Annotated in this window: 18 protein-coding genes and 1 pseudogene; 5 read left to right on the forward strand and 14 right to left on the reverse strand. The window is 69.0% G+C overall.

Going from position 1 to position 19997, the window contains the following annotated elements; all coding sequences use genetic code 11:
* Positions 1-23 precede the first annotated feature (23 nt).
* The 9 genes and pseudogenes from B7P44_RS16675 to B7P44_RS16715 all read right to left on the reverse strand — a co-directional run bounded on the left by B7P44_RS16675 (position 24) and on the right by B7P44_RS16715 (position 9432).
* Positions 24-1250, reverse strand: coding sequence for an aminotransferase class I/II-fold pyridoxal phosphate-dependent enzyme (locus tag B7P44_RS16675; protein WP_088511458.1), 1227 nt, complete (start codon positions 1248-1250; stop codon positions 24-26).
* Positions 1251-1281: 31 nt separating this feature from the next.
* The gene (locus B7P44_RS16680) at positions 1282-2535 is read right to left on the reverse strand and encodes an aminotransferase class I/II-fold pyridoxal phosphate-dependent enzyme (protein WP_084905980.1); all 1254 of its coding nucleotides are present in this window, start codon (positions 2533-2535) and stop codon (positions 1282-1284) included.
* Positions 2532-3449: an alpha/beta hydrolase gene (locus tag B7P44_RS16685; RefSeq protein WP_084905982.1), complete on the reverse strand. Its 918-nt coding sequence runs from the start codon at positions 3447-3449 to the stop codon at positions 2532-2534. Before B7P44_RS16685 ends, B7P44_RS16680 begins: the two co-directional genes overlap by 4 nt.
* Before the next feature lie 62 nt (positions 3450-3511).
* Positions 3512-4654 (reverse strand): annotated as a pseudogene (locus B7P44_RS16690) (2-isopropylmalate synthase); the annotation flags it as partial.
* 17 nt (positions 4655-4671) lie between these two features.
* Positions 4672-5583, reverse strand: coding sequence for a hypothetical protein (locus tag B7P44_RS16695; protein WP_084905986.1), 912 nt, complete (start codon positions 5581-5583; stop codon positions 4672-4674).
* Between the two features lie 125 nt (positions 5584-5708).
* On the reverse strand, positions 5709-6551 hold the full coding sequence (locus tag B7P44_RS16700; protein WP_084905988.1) for an HpcH/HpaI aldolase/citrate lyase family protein: 843 nt from the start codon (positions 6549-6551) through the stop codon (positions 5709-5711).
* Between the two features lie 49 nt (positions 6552-6600).
* Complete coding sequence (locus tag B7P44_RS16705; protein ID WP_084905990.1) at positions 6601-7569, reverse strand: isopenicillin N synthase family dioxygenase; 969 nt, start codon at positions 7567-7569, stop codon at positions 6601-6603.
* Positions 7570-7640: 71 nt separating this feature from the next.
* Complete coding sequence (locus B7P44_RS16710) at positions 7641-8855, reverse strand: M24 family metallopeptidase (RefSeq protein WP_084905992.1); 1215 nt, start codon at positions 8853-8855, stop codon at positions 7641-7643.
* A gap of 70 nt (positions 8856-8925) precedes the next feature.
* Positions 8926-9432, reverse strand: a complete 507-nt coding sequence (locus B7P44_RS16715; protein ID WP_084905994.1) for a MaoC family dehydratase — start codon at positions 9430-9432, stop codon at positions 8926-8928.
* Between the two features lie 289 nt (positions 9433-9721).
* Here B7P44_RS16715 and B7P44_RS16720 point away from each other — a divergent pair, with 289 nt between their 5' ends.
* Complete coding sequence (locus B7P44_RS16720; RefSeq protein WP_084905996.1) at positions 9722-10549, forward strand: helix-turn-helix domain-containing protein; 828 nt, start codon at positions 9722-9724, stop codon at positions 10547-10549.
* Positions 10550-10784: 235 nt separating this feature from the next.
* A complete protein-coding gene (locus tag B7P44_RS16725) occupies positions 10785-11834 on the forward strand; it encodes a threonine/serine dehydratase family protein (protein ID WP_084905998.1) in 1050 nt (349 codons plus the stop codon).
* 54 nt (positions 11835-11888) lie between these two features.
* On the opposite strand, the gene B7P44_RS16730 is transcribed toward B7P44_RS16725, so the two are convergent.
* The 4 genes from B7P44_RS16730 to B7P44_RS16745 all read right to left on the reverse strand — a co-directional run bounded on the left by B7P44_RS16730 (position 11889) and on the right by B7P44_RS16745 (position 16814).
* Positions 11889-13130 carry a multifunctional CCA addition/repair protein gene (locus B7P44_RS16730; protein ID WP_084906000.1) on the reverse strand — a complete coding sequence of 414 codons (1242 nt, stop codon included), beginning with the start codon at positions 13128-13130 and terminating at the stop codon, positions 11889-11891.
* Positions 13127-13774 (reverse strand): glutathione S-transferase family protein, encoded by a 648-nt coding sequence (locus tag B7P44_RS16735; protein ID WP_084906002.1) that lies wholly within the window; start codon positions 13772-13774, stop codon positions 13127-13129. Before B7P44_RS16735 ends, B7P44_RS16730 begins: the two co-directional genes overlap by 4 nt.
* 35 nt (positions 13775-13809) lie before the next feature.
* Positions 13810-14766, reverse strand: coding sequence for a complex I NDUFA9 subunit family protein (locus tag B7P44_RS16740; protein WP_084906004.1), 957 nt, complete (start codon positions 14764-14766; stop codon positions 13810-13812).
* A gap of 95 nt (positions 14767-14861) precedes the next feature.
* Complete coding sequence (locus tag B7P44_RS16745) at positions 14862-16814, reverse strand: lytic transglycosylase domain-containing protein (RefSeq protein WP_084906006.1); 1953 nt, start codon at positions 16812-16814, stop codon at positions 14862-14864.
* 8 nt (positions 16815-16822) lie between these two features.
* On the opposite strand from B7P44_RS16745, the gene B7P44_RS16750 reads away from it, so the two are divergent.
* Positions 16823-17431, forward strand: coding sequence for a 5-formyltetrahydrofolate cyclo-ligase (locus tag B7P44_RS16750; RefSeq protein ID WP_084906008.1), 609 nt, complete (start codon positions 16823-16825; stop codon positions 17429-17431).
* 119 nt (positions 17432-17550) lie between these two features.
* On the opposite strand, the gene B7P44_RS16755 is transcribed toward B7P44_RS16750, so the two are convergent.
* Positions 17551-18063 (reverse strand): winged helix DNA-binding protein, encoded by a 513-nt coding sequence (locus tag B7P44_RS16755; RefSeq protein ID WP_084906010.1) that lies wholly within the window; start codon positions 18061-18063, stop codon positions 17551-17553.
* A gap of 149 nt (positions 18064-18212) precedes the next feature.
* Between B7P44_RS16755 and pxpB the strand changes: the two genes are divergently transcribed.
* Together pxpB and B7P44_RS16765 are read left to right on the forward strand one after the other, a co-directional pair.
* Positions 18213-18869 (forward strand): 5-oxoprolinase subunit PxpB, encoded by a 657-nt coding sequence (gene pxpB, locus B7P44_RS16760; RefSeq protein WP_084906012.1) that lies wholly within the window; start codon positions 18213-18215, stop codon positions 18867-18869.
* Positions 18866-19939 carry a 5-oxoprolinase subunit C family protein gene (locus tag B7P44_RS16765; protein WP_084906014.1) on the forward strand — a complete coding sequence of 358 codons (1074 nt, stop codon included), beginning with the start codon at positions 18866-18868 and terminating at the stop codon, positions 19937-19939. The genes pxpB and B7P44_RS16765 overlap by 4 nt, the downstream gene beginning before the upstream one ends.
* Positions 19940-19997 lie beyond the last annotated feature (58 nt).

Here is a 19997-nt window from a genome sequence, read left to right on the forward strand (position 1 = left end):
GTCGGTAGCGGCCGCGGCGCGGCTCAGTGGAGGTCCAGCGAGGCGACGGCCTCGCACAGGCGCGTCATTTCCGCGTCGTCGATGCCGGCGCGCACCATCACGCGCAAGCCGGCCTGGTCGCGCGGCACGATCGGGAAAAACACCGGCGAAACATAAAAGCCCTGCCGGTAGAGCTGCTGGCCGGCCGCGATCACCTTGTCGCCGTGGCCGGCGACCAGCTTGATCGGAAAGCCGTTGCCGCTCTGCTCGGTGGCGACGTGGCGGTCGAATTGCGCGATGTGCGCCTGCAGCCGGCGCTGGCGCACGCCGAGCTCGGGGCTGTCGTGCAGCTCGGCCACCGCGAGCGACGCGCCGATCGCGGCGGTGTTCATCGGCTGCGACCACGCGAGCGGGCCGCCGAAGCGCTCGAGCAGCAGCGCCGTGTCCGGCCCCTTCGGGCCGAACATGATCGCCGCGCCGCTCGTGCCGAACGCCTTGTTCAGCGTCGCGACGATGATGGTCCGCTCGTCGAGCTCGCCGAGATTCGAGCGGATGTAGCCCTCGCCCTTCTCGCCCATGATCGACAGCGAATGCGAATCGTCGAAGTACAGGAACAGCCCGTACTTGCGCTGCAGTTCGAGCAGGTCGTGCACGGGCGCGTGGCCGCCCATGCTGTACGTGCCGTCGCACACGTAGGCCACGTTCGGATACTTGCGGCACACGTCCTCGAGCCAGTTCATGTCGTTGTGCGGCGAGGTCAGCACGAGCGTCTCGTCGCCGCACACCGGCTTGTACAGGTTCATCGAGAAATGGCACTGCTTGTCGAACACCATCACCGGCTTCGGGCCGCCGCTCAGGTGCCCGGACGCGACCAGCGGCAGCACGCCCGCGGTGGCGGCGCTCGCCGAGATCGCCGTCACCACTTTCGCGCGGAACAGCGCGGACAGCCGCGCCTCCAGCTCGAGCAGCGCCGGCAGCTGGATCCGAATCCGCGAGATGCAGTGATCCAGCACGCCGTAGCGCTGCAGCGCCGCCATCGCGCCCTCGACGACTGCCGGATGCGAATCGAGATCCAGGTACGAGCAGCAGCTCAGGTTCAGGAAACGATGGCCGTCGTCCGTCTTCAGATAGCCGTCGCCGTCCAGGTTCGCGACGATGCCCGCGAGCCCGGCGTCGCGCGTCGCTTCCCAGAACGCATTGCCGATGCCGATCGCCTTGTCGTTGTTGCGGTAGCGGTTGCGCGGCGCGCGCAGTTCCTCGATCTGTCCCATGTTTTTCCTCGTTGTGATTGCAGTGGCCCGGTCAGTCGTGCGACGGGGCCTCGTTCAGGTCGTCCAGCAGCGCCGTGAGCACGTCGATGAAGCGCTGCATCGTTTCGGTCGGCAGGTCGCCGCGCAGCATCACCCGGATGCCGGCCCGGTCGCGCGCGACGATCGGGAAGAACACCGCGGAGCAATAGAAGCCGCGCCGGTACAGCTCGTTCGACAGGAACACGGCGCGCTCCTGCGTCCCGACTTCGACGACCTTGATGTTCAGTCCGTTGCCGCGCTGCGGCGTGTCGACATGCCGGTCGAACAGCGCGATGTTCTCGCGCAGCTGCTGCTGGCGCCGCGCGAGCTCGTCGCTCCGGTGCACCTTCAGGCTGCCGAGGCTCGTGCCGATCGCGGCGGTGCGCAGGCTCTGCGACCAGCCGAGCGGCCCGGACCGGTACAGGAAGTCGAAGTGCCGCGACGACGGCAGCATCGCGATGCCGCCGGTGCTGCCGAACGCCTTCGCGATCGACGCGACGATGATCGTGCGGTCGTTCAGCTCCGGCAGGCGCGAACGGATGTAGCCCTCGCCGCGCGCGCCTTCCACCGACAGCGAATGCGAATCGTCGATGTAGAGGAACAGCCCGTAGCGCGCCTGCAGGTCGAGCAGCCGGTCGAGCCGCGCGACGCCGCCGACCGAATAGACGCCGTCGCACACGTAGGCGACCCGCGGGTAGCGCTTGCAGATGGCTTCGAGCTCGTCCATGTCGTTGTGCCCGCAGCTCAGCACGAGCGACTCGTCCGCCACCACGGGCTTCATGAACGCCATCGAGAAGTGCGCGAAGCGGTCGAACACCATCACCATCGGCTCGCCGTCCGTCAGGTGACCGGACGCGAGGAGCGGCAGGATCGCGGCGGTCAGCGCGCTGCACGTCACGGCGGGCACGACCGGGCCGCCGAACTGCTGCGCGAGGCCGTGCTCGAGCTCCTCCATCAGGCCGAGCCGGATCCGGAACTCGGCCATCGACAGCCCGGTGATGCCTTCGTCGCGCAGTGCGTCGATGCCGCCCTGGATCACGTCGGGGTGACTGTTGAGCCCCAGGTACGAGCACGAGCTCAGGTTCACGAACTCGCGCTGCGTGTCGAGATCGACGAGCCGGTTCTGCGTGCCGCGCGCGGCCACGCGAATGCCGAGCATGTTGTTGCGGCGCGCGACGTCCCATGCGCTCTCGGCCGCGGGCACCATCTTCTGGTTGTTCCGCCATACGTGCGGGCCGACGATGCCGTCGTGAACGACGTCGCTCATTGCGCGTCTCCTTGCGGTTCGGTGTGCTGACGGATGAAGTCGCCGATACGGGCGATCGCGACGCGCGCCGCGCTCAGCACCGGAAACTGCAGGTGCCACACGTGGTAGAGCGCCGGCCATTCCTCGAACGTGACGTCGAGGCCGCTCGCGCGCGCCTTCGCCGCGAGCCGCTCGGCGTCGCTGAACAGGATCTCGCGTTCGCCCACCTGGATCAGGAACGGCGGGAAGCCGGTCAGGTCGGCAAAGAGCGGCGATGCGGTCGGCGTGCGCGGGTCGATGCCGTTCAGGTAGAGCTTGCGCACCAGGTCGACCGTCTCGCGCTCGACCATCGGATCGATGTGCTTGCGGGTTTCGTAGCTCTCCCCCGTCGCTTCGAGATCGACCCACGGCGACAGGCACACGGTCGCGCCCGGCAGCGGCAGGCCCGCGTCGCGCAGCGCGACGAGCGCGGCGACCACCAGCCCGCCGCCCGCCGAATCGCCGACGAACGCGATCCGGCCCGGCGCGATGCCGTCGGCGAGCAGCAGCCGGTAGGCCGCGCACGCATCCTCCACCGCGGCCGGATGCGGATGCTCGGGCGCCCGCCGGTAGTCGAGCTGCAGCGTGCGGCAGCGCGCGGCGCGCGCGACTTCCGCCGCGAGCCCGCCGTGGCTTTTCAGCGAACCGAACACGTAGCCGCCGCCGTGCATGAAGATCACGGCGCGCGCAGGATCGGCGAGCGGCGGCGTCAGGAACTGGCCGGCCACGTCCGCCGACGCGATCGGCTCGATGCGGATGTCGTCCGCGATCGGCGGCCCGAGGTCGTCGTAATGCACGCGCGCGGCGTCGACGCCCGGCGGCCACGGCACGCTCAGCAGGTCGTCCAGGACGGCGTCGACTTCGCGCGGGTCGACGAACGATGCAGGTGTAAACATGATGCTGGCCCTCTTCGGAATGAACTCGGAATGGCGCGACGCGCGGCCGCTCAATGGCCTCGCACGGTGGCGAGCAGGTCTTCGTCGGCGAGCGTCTGCTTGCGATCGGCGATGTCCTTGAAGCGCGAGAACGCCGTGTCGAGCTCGACGTCGCTCGCGAACTCGACGCCGAGCGAGTGCATCACCATCCGGAAGCCGTTGCGGCCCGAGTGCTTGCCGAGCACCAGCCGGAAATCGTCCGCGCCGACGTCGGCCGCGGTCATGATCTGGTAGGTCTGCGGGTGCTTCAGCATGCCGTCCTGATGGATGCCGGATTCGTGCGAGAACGCGTTCTTGCCGACGATCGCCTTGTTCGGCTGCACGACGAAGCCGGTGATCTCCGACACGAGGCGCGACGCGGCCGTCAGGTGGCGCGTGTCGATGCGCGAATGGACGTGGTAGAAATCGGCGCGGGTGCGCAGCGCCATCACGATTTCCTCGAGCGACGCATTGCCCGCGCGCTCGCCGATGCCGTTGATCGTGCATTCGATCTGCCGTGCGCCCTGCCGCGCGGCCTCCACCGAATTGGCGACCGCCATGCCGAGATCGTCGTGGCAGTGCGCGGAGAACACGGCCTGGTCCGCGTTGGGCACGGTGTTCAGGAGCCGCGCGATGATCTGGCCGTACTCGTGCGGCGTCGCATAGCCGACCGTGTCGGGAAAGCTCACGGTGGTCGCGCCCGCGTCGATCACGGCCTCCGCGATGCGCGCGAGGAACTCAGGCTCCGAGCGGCTCGCGTCCTCGCACGAGAACTCGACGTCGCCCGCGTGGCGACGCGCATGGCGCACCGCGCGCGTCGCATGCTCGAGCACGTTCTCCGGGCTCATCTGCAGCTTGTATTTCATGTGGATCGGCGACGTCGCCAGCACGATGTGGATCCGCGACGACGCCGCGCCCGCCACCGCCTGCGCGGTCAGGTCGATGTCGCGCTCCACCGCGCGGCTCAGGCTGCAGATCGTGCTGTCGCGCACCTGCGCGGCGATGGTGCGGATCGCGTCGAAGTCGCCCGCGCTCGACGCCGCGAAGCCGGCCTCGATCACGTCGACCCGCAGCGTTTCGAGCATCAGCGCGATCTCGACCTTCTGCGCCGTGTTGAGGTTGATGCCCGGGCTCTGCTCCCCGTCGCGCAATGTCGTGTCGAAAATGACGATCTTGTCGGTGCTCATCTTGGTCTCCTCGCGTGTCAGTGAGCCAGGTCGACGATCCGGCCGTCCGGCACGGTCTCGCCGCGGTGATAGCGCGCCACGTTCGACGCCACCGCGGGCGTGGCCGTGACGGTCTGCAGCCGGTAGAAGTCGTACCAGCGCGCGAGGCTCGACGTGTCGGCGAACTGGTATTCGATGTGGCGGATCGGACGCTTGCCCGGACGCTGCGCGTCGGTCAGGCTCGGCGTCGTGGCCGCGTGCGCGACGCCGCCGTTGACTTCGTTGAACAGCACGAGCATCACGATGTCGCGCTGCAGGTCCTGACGCACGACGATCGAATAGTGCTCGAGGATCGGGTCGACGAATTCCGCCTTGACCGCGACGTTGTAGTTGTTCGGGATGTTCTCGACGAGCTGGGCCGGCGTGATGCCGCGGTCGCGGCAGAACGCGCGGGTGTCGCAGATCACCGGATAGCCGCCGCTGATGTTCTCGTACGGCCCGTAGAGATTCGCGATGAACGGCGTGGCCGCGTCGAAGTGCACGCACTTGGTCGTGACGAATTCGCGCGCGTCGGTGTGGTCGCCGTTCGGCGTGAAGCTGCGGTTCACGTTGTAGCCGTCGGCGTCCATCGCGGCGATGCGGTCGTAGTCGATCGACGGCATGTCGGCGCGCGCGGCGTCGAACGACGCCGACGCGGCGCGAAACAGCGCTTCGTAATAGCGCCGCGCCATTTCGGCGGCCGCCGCGTCGTGCACGCTCAGGCCGTGCTGCGCCAGCATCGCCTGCGCGCCGTAGCAGACGGCGAAGCCGGCGCCGCGGTCGACGAGCTCGACGAGGCGCTCGGCAAGGCGGCCGTCGGCGGGCGTCAGCACGCCGTCCGCGAGGCGGGTCGGATAAGCGCCGATGTCGATGAAGGCGCGGGTCACATCAGTCGTTTCGAGTGGCTTCATGTTCAGGTACCGGGTGCGGTTGAGTCGAATGCAGGAGACGAGTTCACCCCGCCGGCCCGCTCGCGCGAGCCGGTTCGTCGTCCTAACTTAAAAATCCGCCTGGCGGCGCGGAATCGGTGCGCGGCCTAGCGCGCGGCCTGGCTCGCGTAGAACGCCAGCATGCGGCGCGCCTTGGTGATGAAAGGCGGTGCGATCACTTCGCCGTCGCGAATCGCGAAGCCCGTCTCGGCGGCTTCATACGCGGCGATGGACGCCTGGTACTGGTCGATCAGCTCGTCGCGCACCGAGAACACGCGGTTGATCGGATCGACCTGGCGCGGATGGATGGCCGCCTTGCCGGTAAAGCCGTAGGCCTTCGCGGCTTCGCATTCCTTCTGGAAGGCATCCATGTCGACCACGTCGAACGAGTTGGTGTCGATCGCCGGAATCCGGCGGCGGGACGCCGCGATGCACATCCGGGCGCGCGCATAGTCGATGAACGTGGCGTTCGCGTGGTACATCTCGGCCGCGAGGTCGGCCTGCCCGAAACACAGGCCGTCGCTGACCGCCGCGATCGCGTCGGCGCGGTCCACCGCCTCGACCGTCTCGATGAACGCGTAGATCTTCGGCGGCTTCGGCAGCGTCGCGAACAGCGACCGGTACACCTCGACCTCCTTCGGGTGCGTGATCTTCGTCACCAGCACGTACTCGACGTAGGTCTTGCCGCTCTCGTACAGCGCCTTGAGGAACTGGATGTCGGCAATCCCGTCGTAGCTCGTCAGCACGTTCACGCGCATGCCGAACCTGAGGCCCGCCGCCGTCAGGTCGCCGACGTCCTGCTCGGCCAGGTGCCGCCGCGCCTTGTCCTTCGAATGCGCATGCACGGAATCCTCCAGGTCGAGGATGACCCGGCTGGGCGCAACGAGCCCCGCTTTCTTGCGCAGGTCGTCGATGCGCAGTGCGGGCGTGTACAGAAAGCTGATATCCATGTCGAACCTCGTCGTGAAATCAACCCCGGCGTCCGGGATCGCGAAAGCGTTACTGCGGTTGCGGTTCCGGGCTGCGGCCGAACAGCGCGTTCATCTTGTCCAGCGAGAACTGCTTGTAGACCACCGGCGCGTAGCGCGCCGCCTCCGTCCTGCAGAACTTCGGGAAGCACTCGATCAGCGCATCGTCGTTCGCGAGCTTGAAGAACACGATCGACTGGCGGGCAGCCGCCCGCAGCGCGACGCGATGCGGCGTCGACACGTACACGTCGTTCGACCAGCGCGCCATCAGGTCGCCGATGTTGACGATGAAATGATCGAGGCCGCGCATCGACGGAGTCAGCCATTCGCCCGCGCGGGTGCGCACCTCGATGCCCGGCACCGTATGCGTGAGCAGCGTGATGAGCGTGCCGTCGGTGTGCTCGCCCATCCCCTGGTCGTTGGCGAATGCGGCGTCGACTTGCGGATAGCGCTGCGAGCGCAGCGAATCGTTCGACCGGTCGGTGCGCACCAGGAAGAAATCGCGCGGCAGGTCGAGCGCGATCGTGAGGAGCGCGGTCAGGCGCTGCGCCACTTGCTCGCACGCCGCGAAATAGCGCTTGAGCGCACGGCGCAGGTCCGCCCCTTCGTCGCCCTCGGGAAACGGCAGCGGCGCCGCGTCGTCGAGGATCAACCGCCCCGTGCTGAATTTCTCGACGTAGTCGGCCGGCTTGCTGTCCTGCCCCATGTACGCGAACGCGTTTTCCTCGAGCAGGCCGCTGTAGCCGTACGGCGTGTAGTCGTCGAGCCCCGACGTGATGCCGGTCGGCAGGCGGCTCGAACGCTTCGCCGCGTCGGGCAGCGCGAAGAAGCGCTGCGACGCGCGATAGGCGTCGTCGAACACGGCGCGCTCGATGCCGTGCCCGCACACCGTGAAGAAGCCGACGTCGCGGCACGCGCGGTCGATCCGCATCGCGACGTCGCGCTCACCGGCGGGCCCCGTCGCGGCCGCGCCCAGGTCGATCAACGGAATGTCCTTCATGCTCTCCTCGCAAAGAAATCGGGTCCATCCTGATGCCGGCCGCCGCCCGGCGGGGCGGCGGCACGCGCGGCTCAGCCGAGCGCGAACGGATCGTCGATGCTCTTCGCCGGCTGCGTGAACCAGCGCGGGCCGTCCGCCGTGATGTACGCGTGATCCTCGTGGCGAATGCCGAATTCGTTCGGCACGCACAGCATCGGTTCGATGCTGAAGCACATCCCTTCGTCGAGCACCGTACGGTCGCCGCCGACGAGGTACGGCCCTTCGTGGATGTCGAGACCGATGCCGTGGCCGGTGCGGTGCGGCACGCCAGGCAGCGCGTAGCCGGGGCCGTAGCCGGCCGTCACCAGGTAGTCGCGCACCGCGCGATCGCCTTCTTCCGCCGCGATGCCCATCCTGACGCGCTCGAACGCCACCGCCTGCGCGCGCTTCTCGTGCGCCCAGACGTCGCGCTGCCGCGCGCTCGCTTCGCCGAACACGTAGGTGCGCGTGATGTCGGAGTGATAGTCGTGAAGCTGGCAGCCGGTGTCGATCAGCACCATGTCGTTGCGCTCGAGCCGCTTCGGCGCCTTGACGCCGTGCGGGAACGCGGTGTCCGGACCGAACAGCACGATGCAGAACGTCGAGCCGCGCCGCGCGCCGACCGCGCGATGCGCGGCGTCGATGAAATCCGCCACCTCGTCGGTGCCGATGCCGTCGCGCAGGATCGCGGCGGCCGCCTGGTGCACCCGCAGCGTCATGTCGTTCGCGCGCTGCATCAGCGCCAGCTCCGCCGCCGACTTGCGCAGCCGGCAGCCGCTCGTGACCGGCGCGGCGCTCTTGATGCGGATGCCCGGGGCGCGCTCGCGGATGCCTTCGTACATGAAGTACGGCGCCGACTCGTCGAAACCGAGCGTGCCGTTCGCGCAGCCGGCCTGCTCGATGACGTTCGCCAGCAGCCGGTACACATCGGCGTCCTCGTCCCAGCAATGCATGTCACCGGGAATCTGCAGCATGCCGGTGAACGTGCCGCGCTCGAACGCGGGCACGATGTAATGCAGCGGCCCCGACGCCGGAATCAGCGCGCCCGCCAGCCGCTCGCTGCGGCGCCACGCGACGCCCGTGAAATACAGCAGGTTCGTGCCCGCTTCGATGTAGATCGCGTCCAGCCCGTGCTGCTTCATCAGCGCCTGCGCGCGCGCGACCCGCGCCGCGTGTTCGGCGGGCTGGATCGGCTCGACGCCGCCCGTCATGTCCTTGAGTTTCGCCAGTTCCGCTGCGGCGTTCGATCCGCCGATGCCGATTGCCATGTCTCGTTTCCCTTCTACTTTTTTGAGATAAAAAATGCGGTCTTCCGCCCGAGGTTCGCGGCGCGCTGCGTTACGTCAATGCGGCGCGCTGCGGAATCAGGATAGTACGTTTGAACGTGATGACGGGTGCGCCGTCCTGCTTGGCGCCGGTCGTGCGAACCGTCACGATGCCTTGCCCGGCCCGCGACCGGGACAGCCGCTTGTCGAGGATTTCCGTCTCGGCGTACAGCGTGTCGCCGACGAACACGGGCGCGAGCAGCCGCACCTCGTCCCAGCCGAGATTGGCGATGCCTTTCTGGCTGATCGTGTGCACCGTCATCCCGTTGACGATGTTGAACGTGACGAGGCTCGACACCAGCAGCTCGCCGAATTCGGTGCGGTTCGCGTATTCGCCCTCGATGTGCAGCGGATGCTGGTTCATCGCGATCAGCGATTGCCAGACGTTGTCGGTGGCGGTGATCGTGCGCCCGGGGCGGTGCTCGATCGTCTCGCCGACGACGAAGTCGTCGTAGTGGAACCCCTTGTCCTCGCGATAGCGGTTCGGCGAGATGCGCGTGTAGCCAGCGTGTCTGTCCATGTGCGGTAGAGCCTCGGAAATTATTGTCCAACTTAAATTTTTGATGCCGCGTTCGAGAATCTAGATCAGGCCGAAATTGAGGTCAAGCTAAAATTTTTACCGGACTGAAATTTATGTCCAATGTAAAACGTGTGCGCGGCACGTGAACCGCCCGGGCGACGCTGCGCGGTACAATGCGCCGACCTCGTCTTGCGAACGATCGTGCTACGTGCGATTCGCGGAAAGGAACGTCCTGGCGACTGCACCGCCTCCTCCGCTCGCCTTCCACTCGTTGCCACGAAGGAAATTCATGGATTCAGACATCATGCATATCGGCCTGCGCATTCGCCGCCTGCGCCGGGAATCGAAGAAAACGCTGCTGGAAGTCGCCACCGAAGCCAAGCTGTCGATCGGCTTTCTGTCGCAGGTCGAGCGCAATCTCACGGGCATCTCCATTTCGTCGCTCGTCAACGTCGCCAAGGCGCTGAACGTGCCGCTCGGCGTGCTGCTCGACCAGCCGCGCCAGGAGCAGCCCGATTCGCACCAGGGCAGCCGCGAGTCGTATTCGGTCGGCGAGACGTCGCAGCGCTACGAGCGGCTCTCCACCACCTTCGACGGCAGCCTCATCAACGCCCTCAAGGTCCAGATGACGGAAGGCTACTGCTCGGAATGGGTCGCGCACGGCGGCGACGAATTCGTCTACATCCTGTCCGGGCAGATCCGCTATACCGTCGGCAAGAAGGACTACCTGCTGTCGCCCGGCGATTCGATCCACTTCGACGCGCACAAGCAGCACCGCGTCGCCAACGTGGGCGCCGGGCCCGCGGAACTGATCGTGGTCGGTACGCTGCCGCTGTTCGACGACAGCCGCTCCGAATTCGTGTCCGCGTCGGCCGAATTCGCGCCGCCCGGCAGCGATGCCAAACCGCCGGTGGGCGAGCCGCGCGTGAGCCGCCGCGCGCCGGCGCAAAAGCGCGGCCGCGCCGCGGAGCCGGCGCCGTCGGGCACGGCGCGGCCCGCCGTCAAGAAAGCCAGGGCAGCGGACAAGGCCGCCGCCGCGAAGCCGCGCGCGTCCGCCGCCAAGCGCTCGGCCGACGCCGCCCCCGCACGCAAGACCGCCGCACGCACGAAGAAATAACCCTCGCAGGCCGGCTGCTCCAGCCGGCCTCCGCACCCCGCCCCGCCTCCCTGCCCTCATCTCAAAAATTTTCCTTGACTAAAATTTAAGTGACACTTAATTTTAGCCATACTTAAACCCGTTCCTGACGGACAGACCCGAACCGACACCGGCCCAACACGGCGCGGCGGGCGTCCTTCGCCGCGTGCAACGCGCGGGCGAAGGAAGACGGAACCATATTGAGAGGCAAGGTCGTATGTCGAGTCGAAACGCAGCCGCCCTCCCTTGCGCATGGCCAACGCTCGGAGACATTCGCCAGGCCGCCGCGCGGCTGCGCGGCAAGGTGCTGGAAACGCCGGTCTGGCAGTGGCGCACCGGGCCCGCCGTCGCGACGCTCGCGCCGGCCACCGAAGTCTGGCTCAAGCTCGAGCTGTTCCAGATCACCGGCACGTTCAAGCTGCGCGGCGCGCTCAACTGCATCGAGGCGCTGAGCGCCGCCGAGCGCGCGCGCGGCGTGGTCGCCGCGAGCGCGGGCAATCATGCGGTCGCGGTCGCCTATGCGGCGCGCGTGTCGGGCACGCAGGCGACGCTGCTGATGTCGCGCCATGCGAGCCCCGCCCGCATCGACGCGTGCCGAAGCTTCGGCGCAAACGTGATCCTCACCGAGGACATTCACGAAGCCTTCGCGCAAGCCCGCGAAATCGAGCTGCGCGACGGGCGGGCGATGGTGCCCGCGTTCGACGGCCCGCGCATCGCGGAAGGCACCGGCACGATCGGGCTCGAATTGCTGCGGCAGATCGACGGGCTCGACGCGGTGATCGTCCCCGTCGGCGGCGGCGGCCTGAGCGGCGGCATCGCCGCGGCCGTCAAGCAGCTGGCGCCGCACTGCGCGGTGTACGGCTCGGAACCGGCGGGCGCCGACACGATGCACCGCAGCTTCGCGTCGGGCCGCCCCGAGCGCCTGCTCGCGATGACATCGATCGCCGACAGCCTCGGCGCGCCGCACGCGTCCGCGTATACGTATGCGCTGTGCCGGCGCTATCTCGACGACGTCGTGCAGATCGACGACGCGCAGCTGGCGCAGGCGGTCTACTGGCTGTTCCGCGACATGAAGCTCGCGCTGGAGCCGGCGGCCGCGGCCGCGACCGCCGCGCTGTTCGGGCCGCTGCGCGAACGGCTCGCCGGCAAGCGCGTGGCGCTCATCGTCTGCGGCTCGAACCTGACGCCGGACGCGTTCGCGCGCTATGCGGCGATGGGGATGCCGGCCGCGCGCGCACCGGAGCCGCGCATCGAGGCGGCGGCATAACGCGCGCGGCGCACGCAGCAGCTACCGCCCGCGCCGCCCCGCCGTCCACCCACGTCACTCGCCGATGTCGAGCGCGTGCGCGACCGCGTCGATCCGCGCGCGATGCACGGCGTCCTTGATCTTCGCGGTATCGGCGCCGACACCGCGCGCGATCGCGCCCGCATCGACGCCGCGCGCCGCCACGAGCGCGACGCGCAGCCGCTCGGCCTGCGGATACGGCTGGGTCTCCAGCCCGAGCCGGCCGCGCGCATCGGCTTCGCACGCCTGCACGATCTCGGCGAAGCGCGCCGGCTTGCGCAGCGCGTCGGTGCGCTCGAACAGCCGCACCAGCGCCGCCGCGCCCATCTCCATCACGCGATGCATAGTGCCGTGCTCGCGCGCGACGACGAGCGCGAGGTCGCGGCACTCGTTCGGCACCCGCAGCCGGTCGCACAGCGGCTTCAGCAAATCGACGCTGCGGCCTTCGTGGCCGATATGGCGCGGCAGCACGTCCTCGGGCGTCGTCGCCTTGCCGAGATCGTGGGTCAGCGCCGCAAAGCGCACCGCAAGCGAATAGCCCTGCTTCGCCGCGTGGTCGACCACCATCATCACGTGCACGCCCGTATCGACTTCCGGGTGATAGTCGGCACGCTGCGGCACGCCCCACAGCGCATCGACCTCGGGCAGGATGCGCGCGAGCGCGCCGCATTCGCGCAGCGCATCGAACATCCGCGCCGGCCGCGCCTCCATCAGCCCGCGCGCGACCTCCTGCCACACGCGTTCCGCGACGAGCGCATCGACTTCGCCCGCGTCGACCATCCGCTGCATCAGCGCGAGCGTGTCGTCGGCAACGGTGAAGCCGGAAAAGCGCGCGGCGAAGCGCGCGATGCGCAGGATCCGCACCGGGTCCTCGACGAACGCGTCGCTCACGTGCCGGAACACGCGCGCGCGCAGGTCCGCCTGCCCGTCGAACGGATCGATCACCGGCCCGGCCAGCGAGCCGTCCGGGCTCACCTCGCGCGCCATCGCGTTGATCGTCAGGTCGCGCCGCGCGAGATCGTCCTCGAGCGTCACGTCCGGCGCGTAGTAGAACTGGAACCCGTGATAGCCGGCCGCCGTCTTGCGCTCGGTGCGCGCGAGCGCGTACTCCTCGTGCGTCTGCGGATGCAGGAACACCGGAAAATCCTTGCCCACCGGCTTGAAGCCCTGCGCGACCATCTGCTCCGGCGTCGCGCCGACCACCACGTAGTCGCGGTCCTGCACCGGCACGCCGAGCAGTTCGTCGCGGATCGCGCCGCCTACTGCATAGACCCTCATGGCGTCGGCTCGTAGTCGGCGATCACGTGCGTCTCGCGGCGCGCGCCGTCGATCCACCGCTGCACCGCGGGCAGCGCGGTCACGCGCTCGACGTAGCCGGCCGCTTCCGGCGACAGGCCCGGCGCATACGTGTTGAAGCGCATCACGACCGGCGCGTACATCGCGTCGGCAATGCCGAATTCGCCGAACAGGAACGGTCCGCCCGACGCCTCGAGGCATTCGCTCCACAGCGCGTCGATGCGCGCGACGTCGGCGAGCGCGTCGGGCGTCGCGCCGCGGCCCGGCATCGACGCACGCACGTTCATCCCCATCTGCTCGCGCATGGCCGCGAAGCCCGCATGCATCTCCGCCGACACGCAGCGCGCATGCGCGCGCTCCAGCGGATCGGCCGGCCACATCGGGTGCTGCGGATAGCGCTCGGCGAGCGTCTCGGCGATCGCGAGCGAATCCCAGATCGCGACGCCGTGATCGTCGATCAGGCACGGCACCTTGCCGGACGGCGCGTGCTCGAGAATGCGTGCCTTCGTATCGTCGCGGCGCAGCTCGATGACGATTTCGTCGAACGGGATGCCGAAATGCGCGAGCAGCACCCAGGGCCGCATCGACCATGACGAGTAGTTCTTGTCTCCAATGACGAGTCTCATGACGTAATTCCAGGAAAACGCAGGGGAAAAATCGGCTATCGGCGCGAGCGGAACCAGTCGAAGCGCGACCGCAGCGCCGCGTCGCCCAGATACGCGGGCACGATGCTCTCCAGGCTCACGGGCTGGAGGCCGAGCTCCGGCGCGAGCGGGCCGGACAGCACGTTCGGCACCGACATCGACGCGAGGTTGTCGCGCGTGATCACCGGCTCGCCCGGCAGGCATTCGAAGAACGCCGCCTGCAGCCGCGCGATCGCGTCGGGCAGCCGCACGATCCGCGCCTCGCGGCCGGCCAGCGTGCCGCAATAGCGGACCAGCTCCTCGAGCGTATAGACCTTCGGGCCGCCGAGCTCGTAGGTCTTGCCGTGCGCGGCCGCGAGGTCGAGCGTATTGACGAACGCGCGCGCGACGTCGCCGACGAACACCGGCTGGAACTGCGCGTCGGGCATCGCGAGCGGAATCGCCGGCAGCGTGCGGTGCAGCCGCGCGAACGTGTTGAGGAACGCGTCGCCCGGCCCGAACACGACCGACGGCCGGAAGATCGTCAGCGCGAGCGAATCGGTGGCCGCGACCGCGTGCAGCGCGGCTTCGCCGTCGCCCTTCGAGCGCTGGTACATGCTCGCGCCGTGCGAATTCGCGCCGAGCGCGCTCATGTGCAGCAGGCGCCGCACGCCGGCCTCGATGCACGCGCTCGCGAGCGCGGCCGGCAGCGCGACGTGCGCGCGCTCGAAGCCGGCGCCGTACGGCGTGCCGTGCCCGCCGTGCAGCACGCCGACGAGATTCACGGCCGCGTGTGCGCCGGCGACGAAGCGGGCCAGGCGGCGCTCGTCGAAGCTTTCGAGCTCGACGATCTCGACCGGCAGCATCATCAGGTGGCGCGCATGCTCGCGGCGGCGGGTGCCGATCCGCACGTGCTTGCCGGCATCGATCAGCGCACTCACGAGCCGGCTGCCGATGAAGCCGGTCCCTCCCAACAGCGCGACGGTCTGATCCATGTTCGGGGCTCCCATCAGGCCCGCCCGCGCGCACGCGGATTGCAGGCCCCAAAAGCACACTGCCGCGTCTCGCGCGGCAGTGTGCAGGTTGCAGATCAGGGCGAGATCATGCCTAGCCGCTTCTTCAGCGACTGCGGCTTCCCTTCGAAGAGCGCCGCGTAATACGTCGTGTTCGACAGCACGTTCTTCACGTAGTCGCGTGTCTCGTTGAACGGGATCGTCTCCGCGAAGATCGCGCCTTCGACCGGCTGCGTCAACACCTGCCGCCACTGGCGCGGCCGGCCCGGACCCGCGTTGTAGCCGGCGGTCGCGAGCACCGGCGAGCTGTCGAAGTTGTTGTAGATGTCCGCCAGATACCAGGTGCCGAGCTGGATGTTCGTGTCGATGTCGTGCATCTGCGCGCGCGAGATCGTGCCGAGGCCGAGCTTCTTCGCGACGAGCTGCGCGGTCGCCGGCATCAGCTGCATCAGGCCGCCCGCGCCGGCCGACGAACGCGCGCCCGTGATGAAGCGCGATTCCTGGCGGATCAGCCCGTACGCCCATTCGACGTCGAGGCCCGTCGACTGCGCGTAGCGCTCGACGATGTTGCGGTACGGCGACGGGTAGCGCAGCGTGAAATCGTGCTCGGCCTTCGTGCGGTCGGCGGTATTCACCGCGCGGTCGAGCAGGTCGACGCGCTTGCCGTACTCGGCGGCCGCGAGCAGCTGGCGGTCGGTCATCCCGCGCAGCGGCCAGCTCCATTCGCGATTGCCTTCGAGGCGCAGGTTCAGCGCGTAGAAGCGCTGCGCGAGCGCGAAGCCCGGCACCTTGCCCATCTCGCTGATCTCGGCGTCGGAGACGGTCGTGCGCGGCGGGATCTTCGTGCGCTGGCCGAGCTCCTCGCCGGCGAGCTGGCCGTAGAAGTTGAACTGCCCGGCGATCTGCTCGAATTCCTGGTTCGCCTGCAGCGTGTCGCCGCTCTGCTTGAGCGCGCGCGCATGCCAGTAGACCCACGCCGGATCGTCGCGCAGCGACGGCGGCATCTGTTCGATCGACCAGCGCACCATCGGCCAGTTGCCGACGAGCAGCGCGCTGCGCGTGCGCCATTCGTACGCGGAGTTCGACAGCGGCGCGTTCGCCGATTTCGCATACCAGACCGACGCGAGCGCCGAGCGCTTCACCGCGCCCTGGTAGCCGACCGCGCCCCACGCGATCGCCTGTTCCTGCTTCGTCAGCGACGACGCGAGCGACGTGACCACGCCGGCCGCCTGGTCCGGATCGTTGCGCGCGATGCGGCCGATCGCGATCAGCGCGAGCTGGTGCGACACCGCGTCGGGGCCGACGCCGCGCGCGAGGAACAGCGGCGGCGCGCTCGTCGCCTGGTCGAACGCGACCGGGCGCGGGCCGAGCGCATCGACGATCTTGCCGCCGAGCGTCGTGTAGTTCTGCTCGAACGCGAGCCGCGCCTGCTGCCACACGTCGTCGCTCGCGAACTGCTGGTTGACCGCGAGCGCGGTGATCAGGTCGACGCACGCGTCGCCGTAGTTCTTCGGCTCGACGAGCAGCGCGCGCGCCGCGTCGGCGACGTTCTCGCCGCGCGCGGCCCGCGATTCGAGCGCATAGCACTTGACCTGCGTGTCGTCGTCGAGCACGAAGCGCTTGTACTGCTCGTCGAAATTGCGCCAGTCGTGGCGCGCGCCGAGCACGAGCAGGTAGTCGTTGCGCATGCGGTCGGCGATCGCCTGGCCGTCGTAGCGCTGCAGGAACGACAGCACGGGCGCATCCGGCGCGTCGACGCGCGCGCGGCCCGTGGCATCGAACAGCTGCGGCTTGATCTGGAAATACTCGAGGTACGACGGAGCCGGATAGTTCGGGATCATCGCGGCAAGCTGCGCGGCCTTCGCGGCGTCGTTGCGACGCGCGGCTTCGCGCAGCTGGATGAAGGTCTGGTCGTCCCCGGAGAGCGTATCGCCGGACGGCGCGGCGCACGCGGCCGTGCCCGCGACGACCGCGGCCGCCGAAAGCGTCAGCGCGACCGCGCGATATACTCGAAAAAGGCTGTTCGACATCGTTTTGAATGGAGCACGGAGTGAGCGAAAGCATAGCACGCAACCATCTGGCCGAACGGAAGCAGGCATTGCGCCGGGCGCTGTCCGAGGCCCGCCGCGACGCCGCGTCGCGCCCCGCGGCGAACGACGCGCTCGATGCGCGGCTGCGTGCGTTGCTCGAACGGCTCGCGCCGCGCACGGTGGGGTTCTACTGGCCGCTGCCGGGGGAGTTCGACGCGCGCGCGGCGGTGCTCGCGTGGCGCGCGGCGCAGGCCGGCCGGCAGGTGGCGCTGCCGGTGATCCGCGAGCAGCGCACGCCGCTCGAGTTTCATGCGTGGGACGACGCGACGCCGATGCGCGAGGGGCATCACCGGATTCCGGAGCCGGCCTCCGGCGTGGTCGTGGTGCCGGACCTGCTGCTGATTCCGTGCGTGGGATTCGATACGTGGCTGTACCGGCTCGGGTATGGCGGCGGATATTACGACCGCACGCTCGCCGCGTGGCCGGGCGGGTCGCTGCCGGTAACGGTGGGCATCGCGTACGAGGCGTGCAAGGTCGACGCGCTGCCGGCCGAGGATCACGATCTCGCGATGCACTGGGTCGTGACGGACGAGGAAACCTACGTCGCCGACGCGTGAGCGCGCCGCCGCGCGTCGAAAGATCCCCGAAAGCCGTCCGGCATCGTCATCGTCCGTCAATAAACCGTCGCAATCGGCAGCCTACACTGCCGGGTCACCACGGGCCGCCGTGCGCCCGGCTACAGCGACGCCGCCGCCCGCGCGGCCGTGTCGTACAGCCCGGACGCGTGGCGCAGCAGCTGCGCCGCGTCGCCGATCTGTTCGTTGGTGAGGCCGCTGTCCCTGAGCGTCTCGATCAGGCAGTGTTCGCGCACCTCGCGGTACTTCAGGCACAGGTCGCGCCCGGCCTGGGTCGCGAAGAAGAACACTTCCTTGCCGCTTTTCTCGCTCTTGACGTAGCCTCGGGCGATCAGTTTTTTCAGCGCGTAGGTCGCGACGTGCGTATCCTCGATATTGAGCACGAAGCAGATGTCGGCGAGCTTCTTCTGGCGTTCGCGATGGCTGACGTGATGCAGCAGCGACACCTCGACCGCCGTCATGTCCTTCGCGCCCGCGGCCGACATGCACCGCACCATCCAGCGGTTGAACGCATTGCCCGCCATGATGAGCCCGTATTCGAGCTCGGACAGTTCCGCGCTCGAATCGGAAACCAGGTGTTCGGAAGAGACGATCTTGGTCGGATGACGCTTCATGGGACAGTCGGCGCACGCAGGATGTCAGGGTGTGCCGAGTGTACGTCAGAAGCCTGTGCGCGCCAGCTAGGCAAAAACGCGCACTGGCAAGATGTCGATATCTTCTTGACAATGTACGTTAATATTGCCGCCCGAACCGTGCCAGACCGATGACGCATCCACGCATCTATCCGCTCGGCGACGCCGCGCTTGTCTGCGAGGTGCCGCCCCCCGCCACGCTCGATTGCCAGCGGCGCGTCTGGGCCGTTGCCGAGGCCGCGCGCGCGTGGCCGCACGTCGTCGACGTCGTGCCGGGCATGAACAACCTGACGATCGTGTTCGACGCGCTCGCCGCGTCTGCCGACACGCTGACGGACATGCTGCGCGACGCGTGGGAAACCGCCGACGTCGAGCATGCGCCCGGCCGCGAGATCGAGATTCCGGTCGAATACGGCGGCGCGGCCGGCCCCGACCTGCAGGCGGTCGCCGCGCACACCGGCCTGACGGCCGACGAAGTGGTCGCGCGCCATGCGGCGGCCGAATACGTGGTGTTCTTCCTCGGCTTCCAGCCGGGTTTCGCGTATCTCGGCGGCCTCGACGCCGCGCTGCACACGCCGCGCCGCGCGGCCCCGCGCCTCGAGGTGCCGGCCGGATCGGTCGGCATCGGCGGCGCGCAGACCGGCATCTACCCCGCCACGTCGCCCGGCGGCTGGCAACTGATCGGCCGCACCGCGCACGTGCTGTTCGATCCGTCCCGGCAGCCGCCGACGCTGCTCCTGCCCGGCGACCGGGTGCGCTTCACCATTGCGGGAGTCCACGCGACATGAGTCAGAGCAAAGCGCCGGGCGGCATCGAGGTGTTGCGGGCCGGCCCGCTGTCGACCGTGCAGGATCTCGGCCGCCAGGGCGCGCGCCATCTCGGCGTCGCGCAGGGCGGCGCGCTCGACAGCCTCGCGCTCGAGGTCGGCAACCGGCTCGTCGGCAACCGCCCGGACGCGGCCGCCGTCGAGATCACGATCGGCCCGGCCGCCTTCCGCTTCCCGCGCGCGACGCGCATCGCGATCACCGGCACCGAATTCGGCGCGGCGCTCGATGGCATGCCGGTCCACTCGTGGTGGAGCCTGCCCGTCGAGGCCGGCCAGACGCTGACGATGCCGGCCGCGAAGCGCGGGATGCGCGGCTATCTGTGCATCGCGGGCGGCATCGACGTGCTGCCGATGCTCGGCTCGCGCAGCACCGATCTCGCGTCGCGCTTCGGCGGCCTCGGCGGCCGCGTGCTGCGCGACGGCGACCGGCTGCCGGTCGGCGTGCCGCCGGCGACGCTCGGCTGCCTCGCGGCCGATGCGCCCGAGTTCGGCGTCAAGGCGCCGGCCTGGTGCGGTTTCGCGCGCGTCGACGAGCCGCCGCGCCGCCACCGGCCCGCCCACGCGCACGCGCCGTGGGCGATGCCGGTGCGCGTGCTGCCCGGCCCCGACTACGCGTCGTTCGGCGCGGAGTCGCAGCAGGCGTTCTGGGATGAAGAATGGCTCGTCACGGCCAACAGCAACCGGATGGGCTACCGCCTCGCCGGCGTCGAGCTGACCCGCGAACGGCCGGTGGAACTGCTGTCGCACGCGGTGCTTCCCGGCACGATCCAGGTGCCGCCGAACGGCCAGCCGATCGTGCTGATGCACGACGCGCAGACGACCGGGGGATATCCTAAGATCGGAACGGTGATTCGCGCGGACCTGTGGAAGCTCGCACAGGCGCGCCTGAACCTGCCGATCCGTTTCGTGCGCACGACGCCGAACGCGGCGCGCGACGCACTGGCCGCGGAGCGGGCCTACCTGCGGCAGATCGACGTCGCGATCGCGATGCGCGAGGAAGCGCGCCAGCGCGCGCAGTCGCGCGCGGCGTGACGATGCAGAACAAGCGCCGCATCCAGGCGGCGCGCCACGCAATTGGTGGACGAGGAAC

The sequence above is a fragment of the Burkholderia ubonensis subsp. mesacidophila genome, assembly GCF_002097715.1.
Taxonomy (GTDB): domain Bacteria; phylum Pseudomonadota; class Gammaproteobacteria; order Burkholderiales; family Burkholderiaceae; genus Burkholderia; species Burkholderia mesacidophila.

Bases quoted from the DNA above. Each gene is read 5' to 3' on its own strand.
- B7P44_RS16680 (WP_084905980.1), bottom strand. From the start codon at position 2,535: ATGAGCGACGTCGTTCACGACGGCATCGTCGGCCCGCACGTATGGCGG.
- B7P44_RS16765 (WP_084906014.1), top strand. From the start codon at position 18,866: ATGAGTCAGAGCAAAGCGCCGGGCGGCATCGAGGTGTTGCGGGCCGGC.
- B7P44_RS16750 (WP_084906008.1), top strand. From the start codon at position 16,823: ATGGAGCACGGAGTGAGCGAAAGCATAGCACGCAACCATCTGGCCGAA.
- B7P44_RS16715 (WP_084905994.1), bottom strand. From the start codon at position 9,432: ATGGACAGACACGCTGGCTACACGCGCATCTCGCCGAACCGCTATCGC.
- pxpB (WP_084906012.1), top strand. From the start codon at position 18,213: ATGACGCATCCACGCATCTATCCGCTCGGCGACGCCGCGCTTGTCTGC.
- B7P44_RS16675 (WP_088511458.1), bottom strand. From the start codon at position 1,250: ATGGGACAGATCGAGGAACTGCGCGCGCCGCGCAACCGCTACCGCAAC.
- B7P44_RS16700 (WP_084905988.1), bottom strand. From the start codon at position 6,551: ATGGATATCAGCTTTCTGTACACGCCCGCACTGCGCATCGACGACCTG.
- B7P44_RS16710 (WP_084905992.1), bottom strand. From the start codon at position 8,855: ATGGCAATCGGCATCGGCGGATCGAACGCCGCAGCGGAACTGGCGAAA.
- B7P44_RS16735 (WP_084906002.1), bottom strand. From the start codon at position 13,774: ATGAGACTCGTCATTGGAGACAAGAACTACTCGTCATGGTCGATGCGG.
- B7P44_RS16730 (WP_084906000.1), bottom strand. From the start codon at position 13,130: ATGAGGGTCTATGCAGTAGGCGGCGCGATCCGCGACGAACTGCTCGGC.
- B7P44_RS16725 (WP_084905998.1), top strand. From the start codon at position 10,785: ATGTCGAGTCGAAACGCAGCCGCCCTCCCTTGCGCATGGCCAACGCTC.
- B7P44_RS16685 (WP_084905982.1), bottom strand. From the start codon at position 3,449: ATGTTTACACCTGCATCGTTCGTCGACCCGCGCGAAGTCGACGCCGTC.
- B7P44_RS16740 (WP_084906004.1), bottom strand. From the start codon at position 14,766: ATGGATCAGACCGTCGCGCTGTTGGGAGGGACCGGCTTCATCGGCAGC.
- B7P44_RS16745 (WP_084906006.1), bottom strand. From the start codon at position 16,814: ATGTCGAACAGCCTTTTTCGAGTATATCGCGCGGTCGCGCTGACGCTT.
- B7P44_RS16755 (WP_084906010.1), bottom strand. From the start codon at position 18,063: ATGAAGCGTCATCCGACCAAGATCGTCTCTTCCGAACACCTGGTTTCC.
- B7P44_RS16705 (WP_084905990.1), bottom strand. From the start codon at position 7,569: ATGAAGGACATTCCGTTGATCGACCTGGGCGCGGCCGCGACGGGGCCC.
- B7P44_RS16695 (WP_084905986.1), bottom strand. From the start codon at position 5,583: ATGAAGCCACTCGAAACGACTGATGTGACCCGCGCCTTCATCGACATC.
- B7P44_RS16720 (WP_084905996.1), top strand. From the start codon at position 9,722: ATGGATTCAGACATCATGCATATCGGCCTGCGCATTCGCCGCCTGCGC.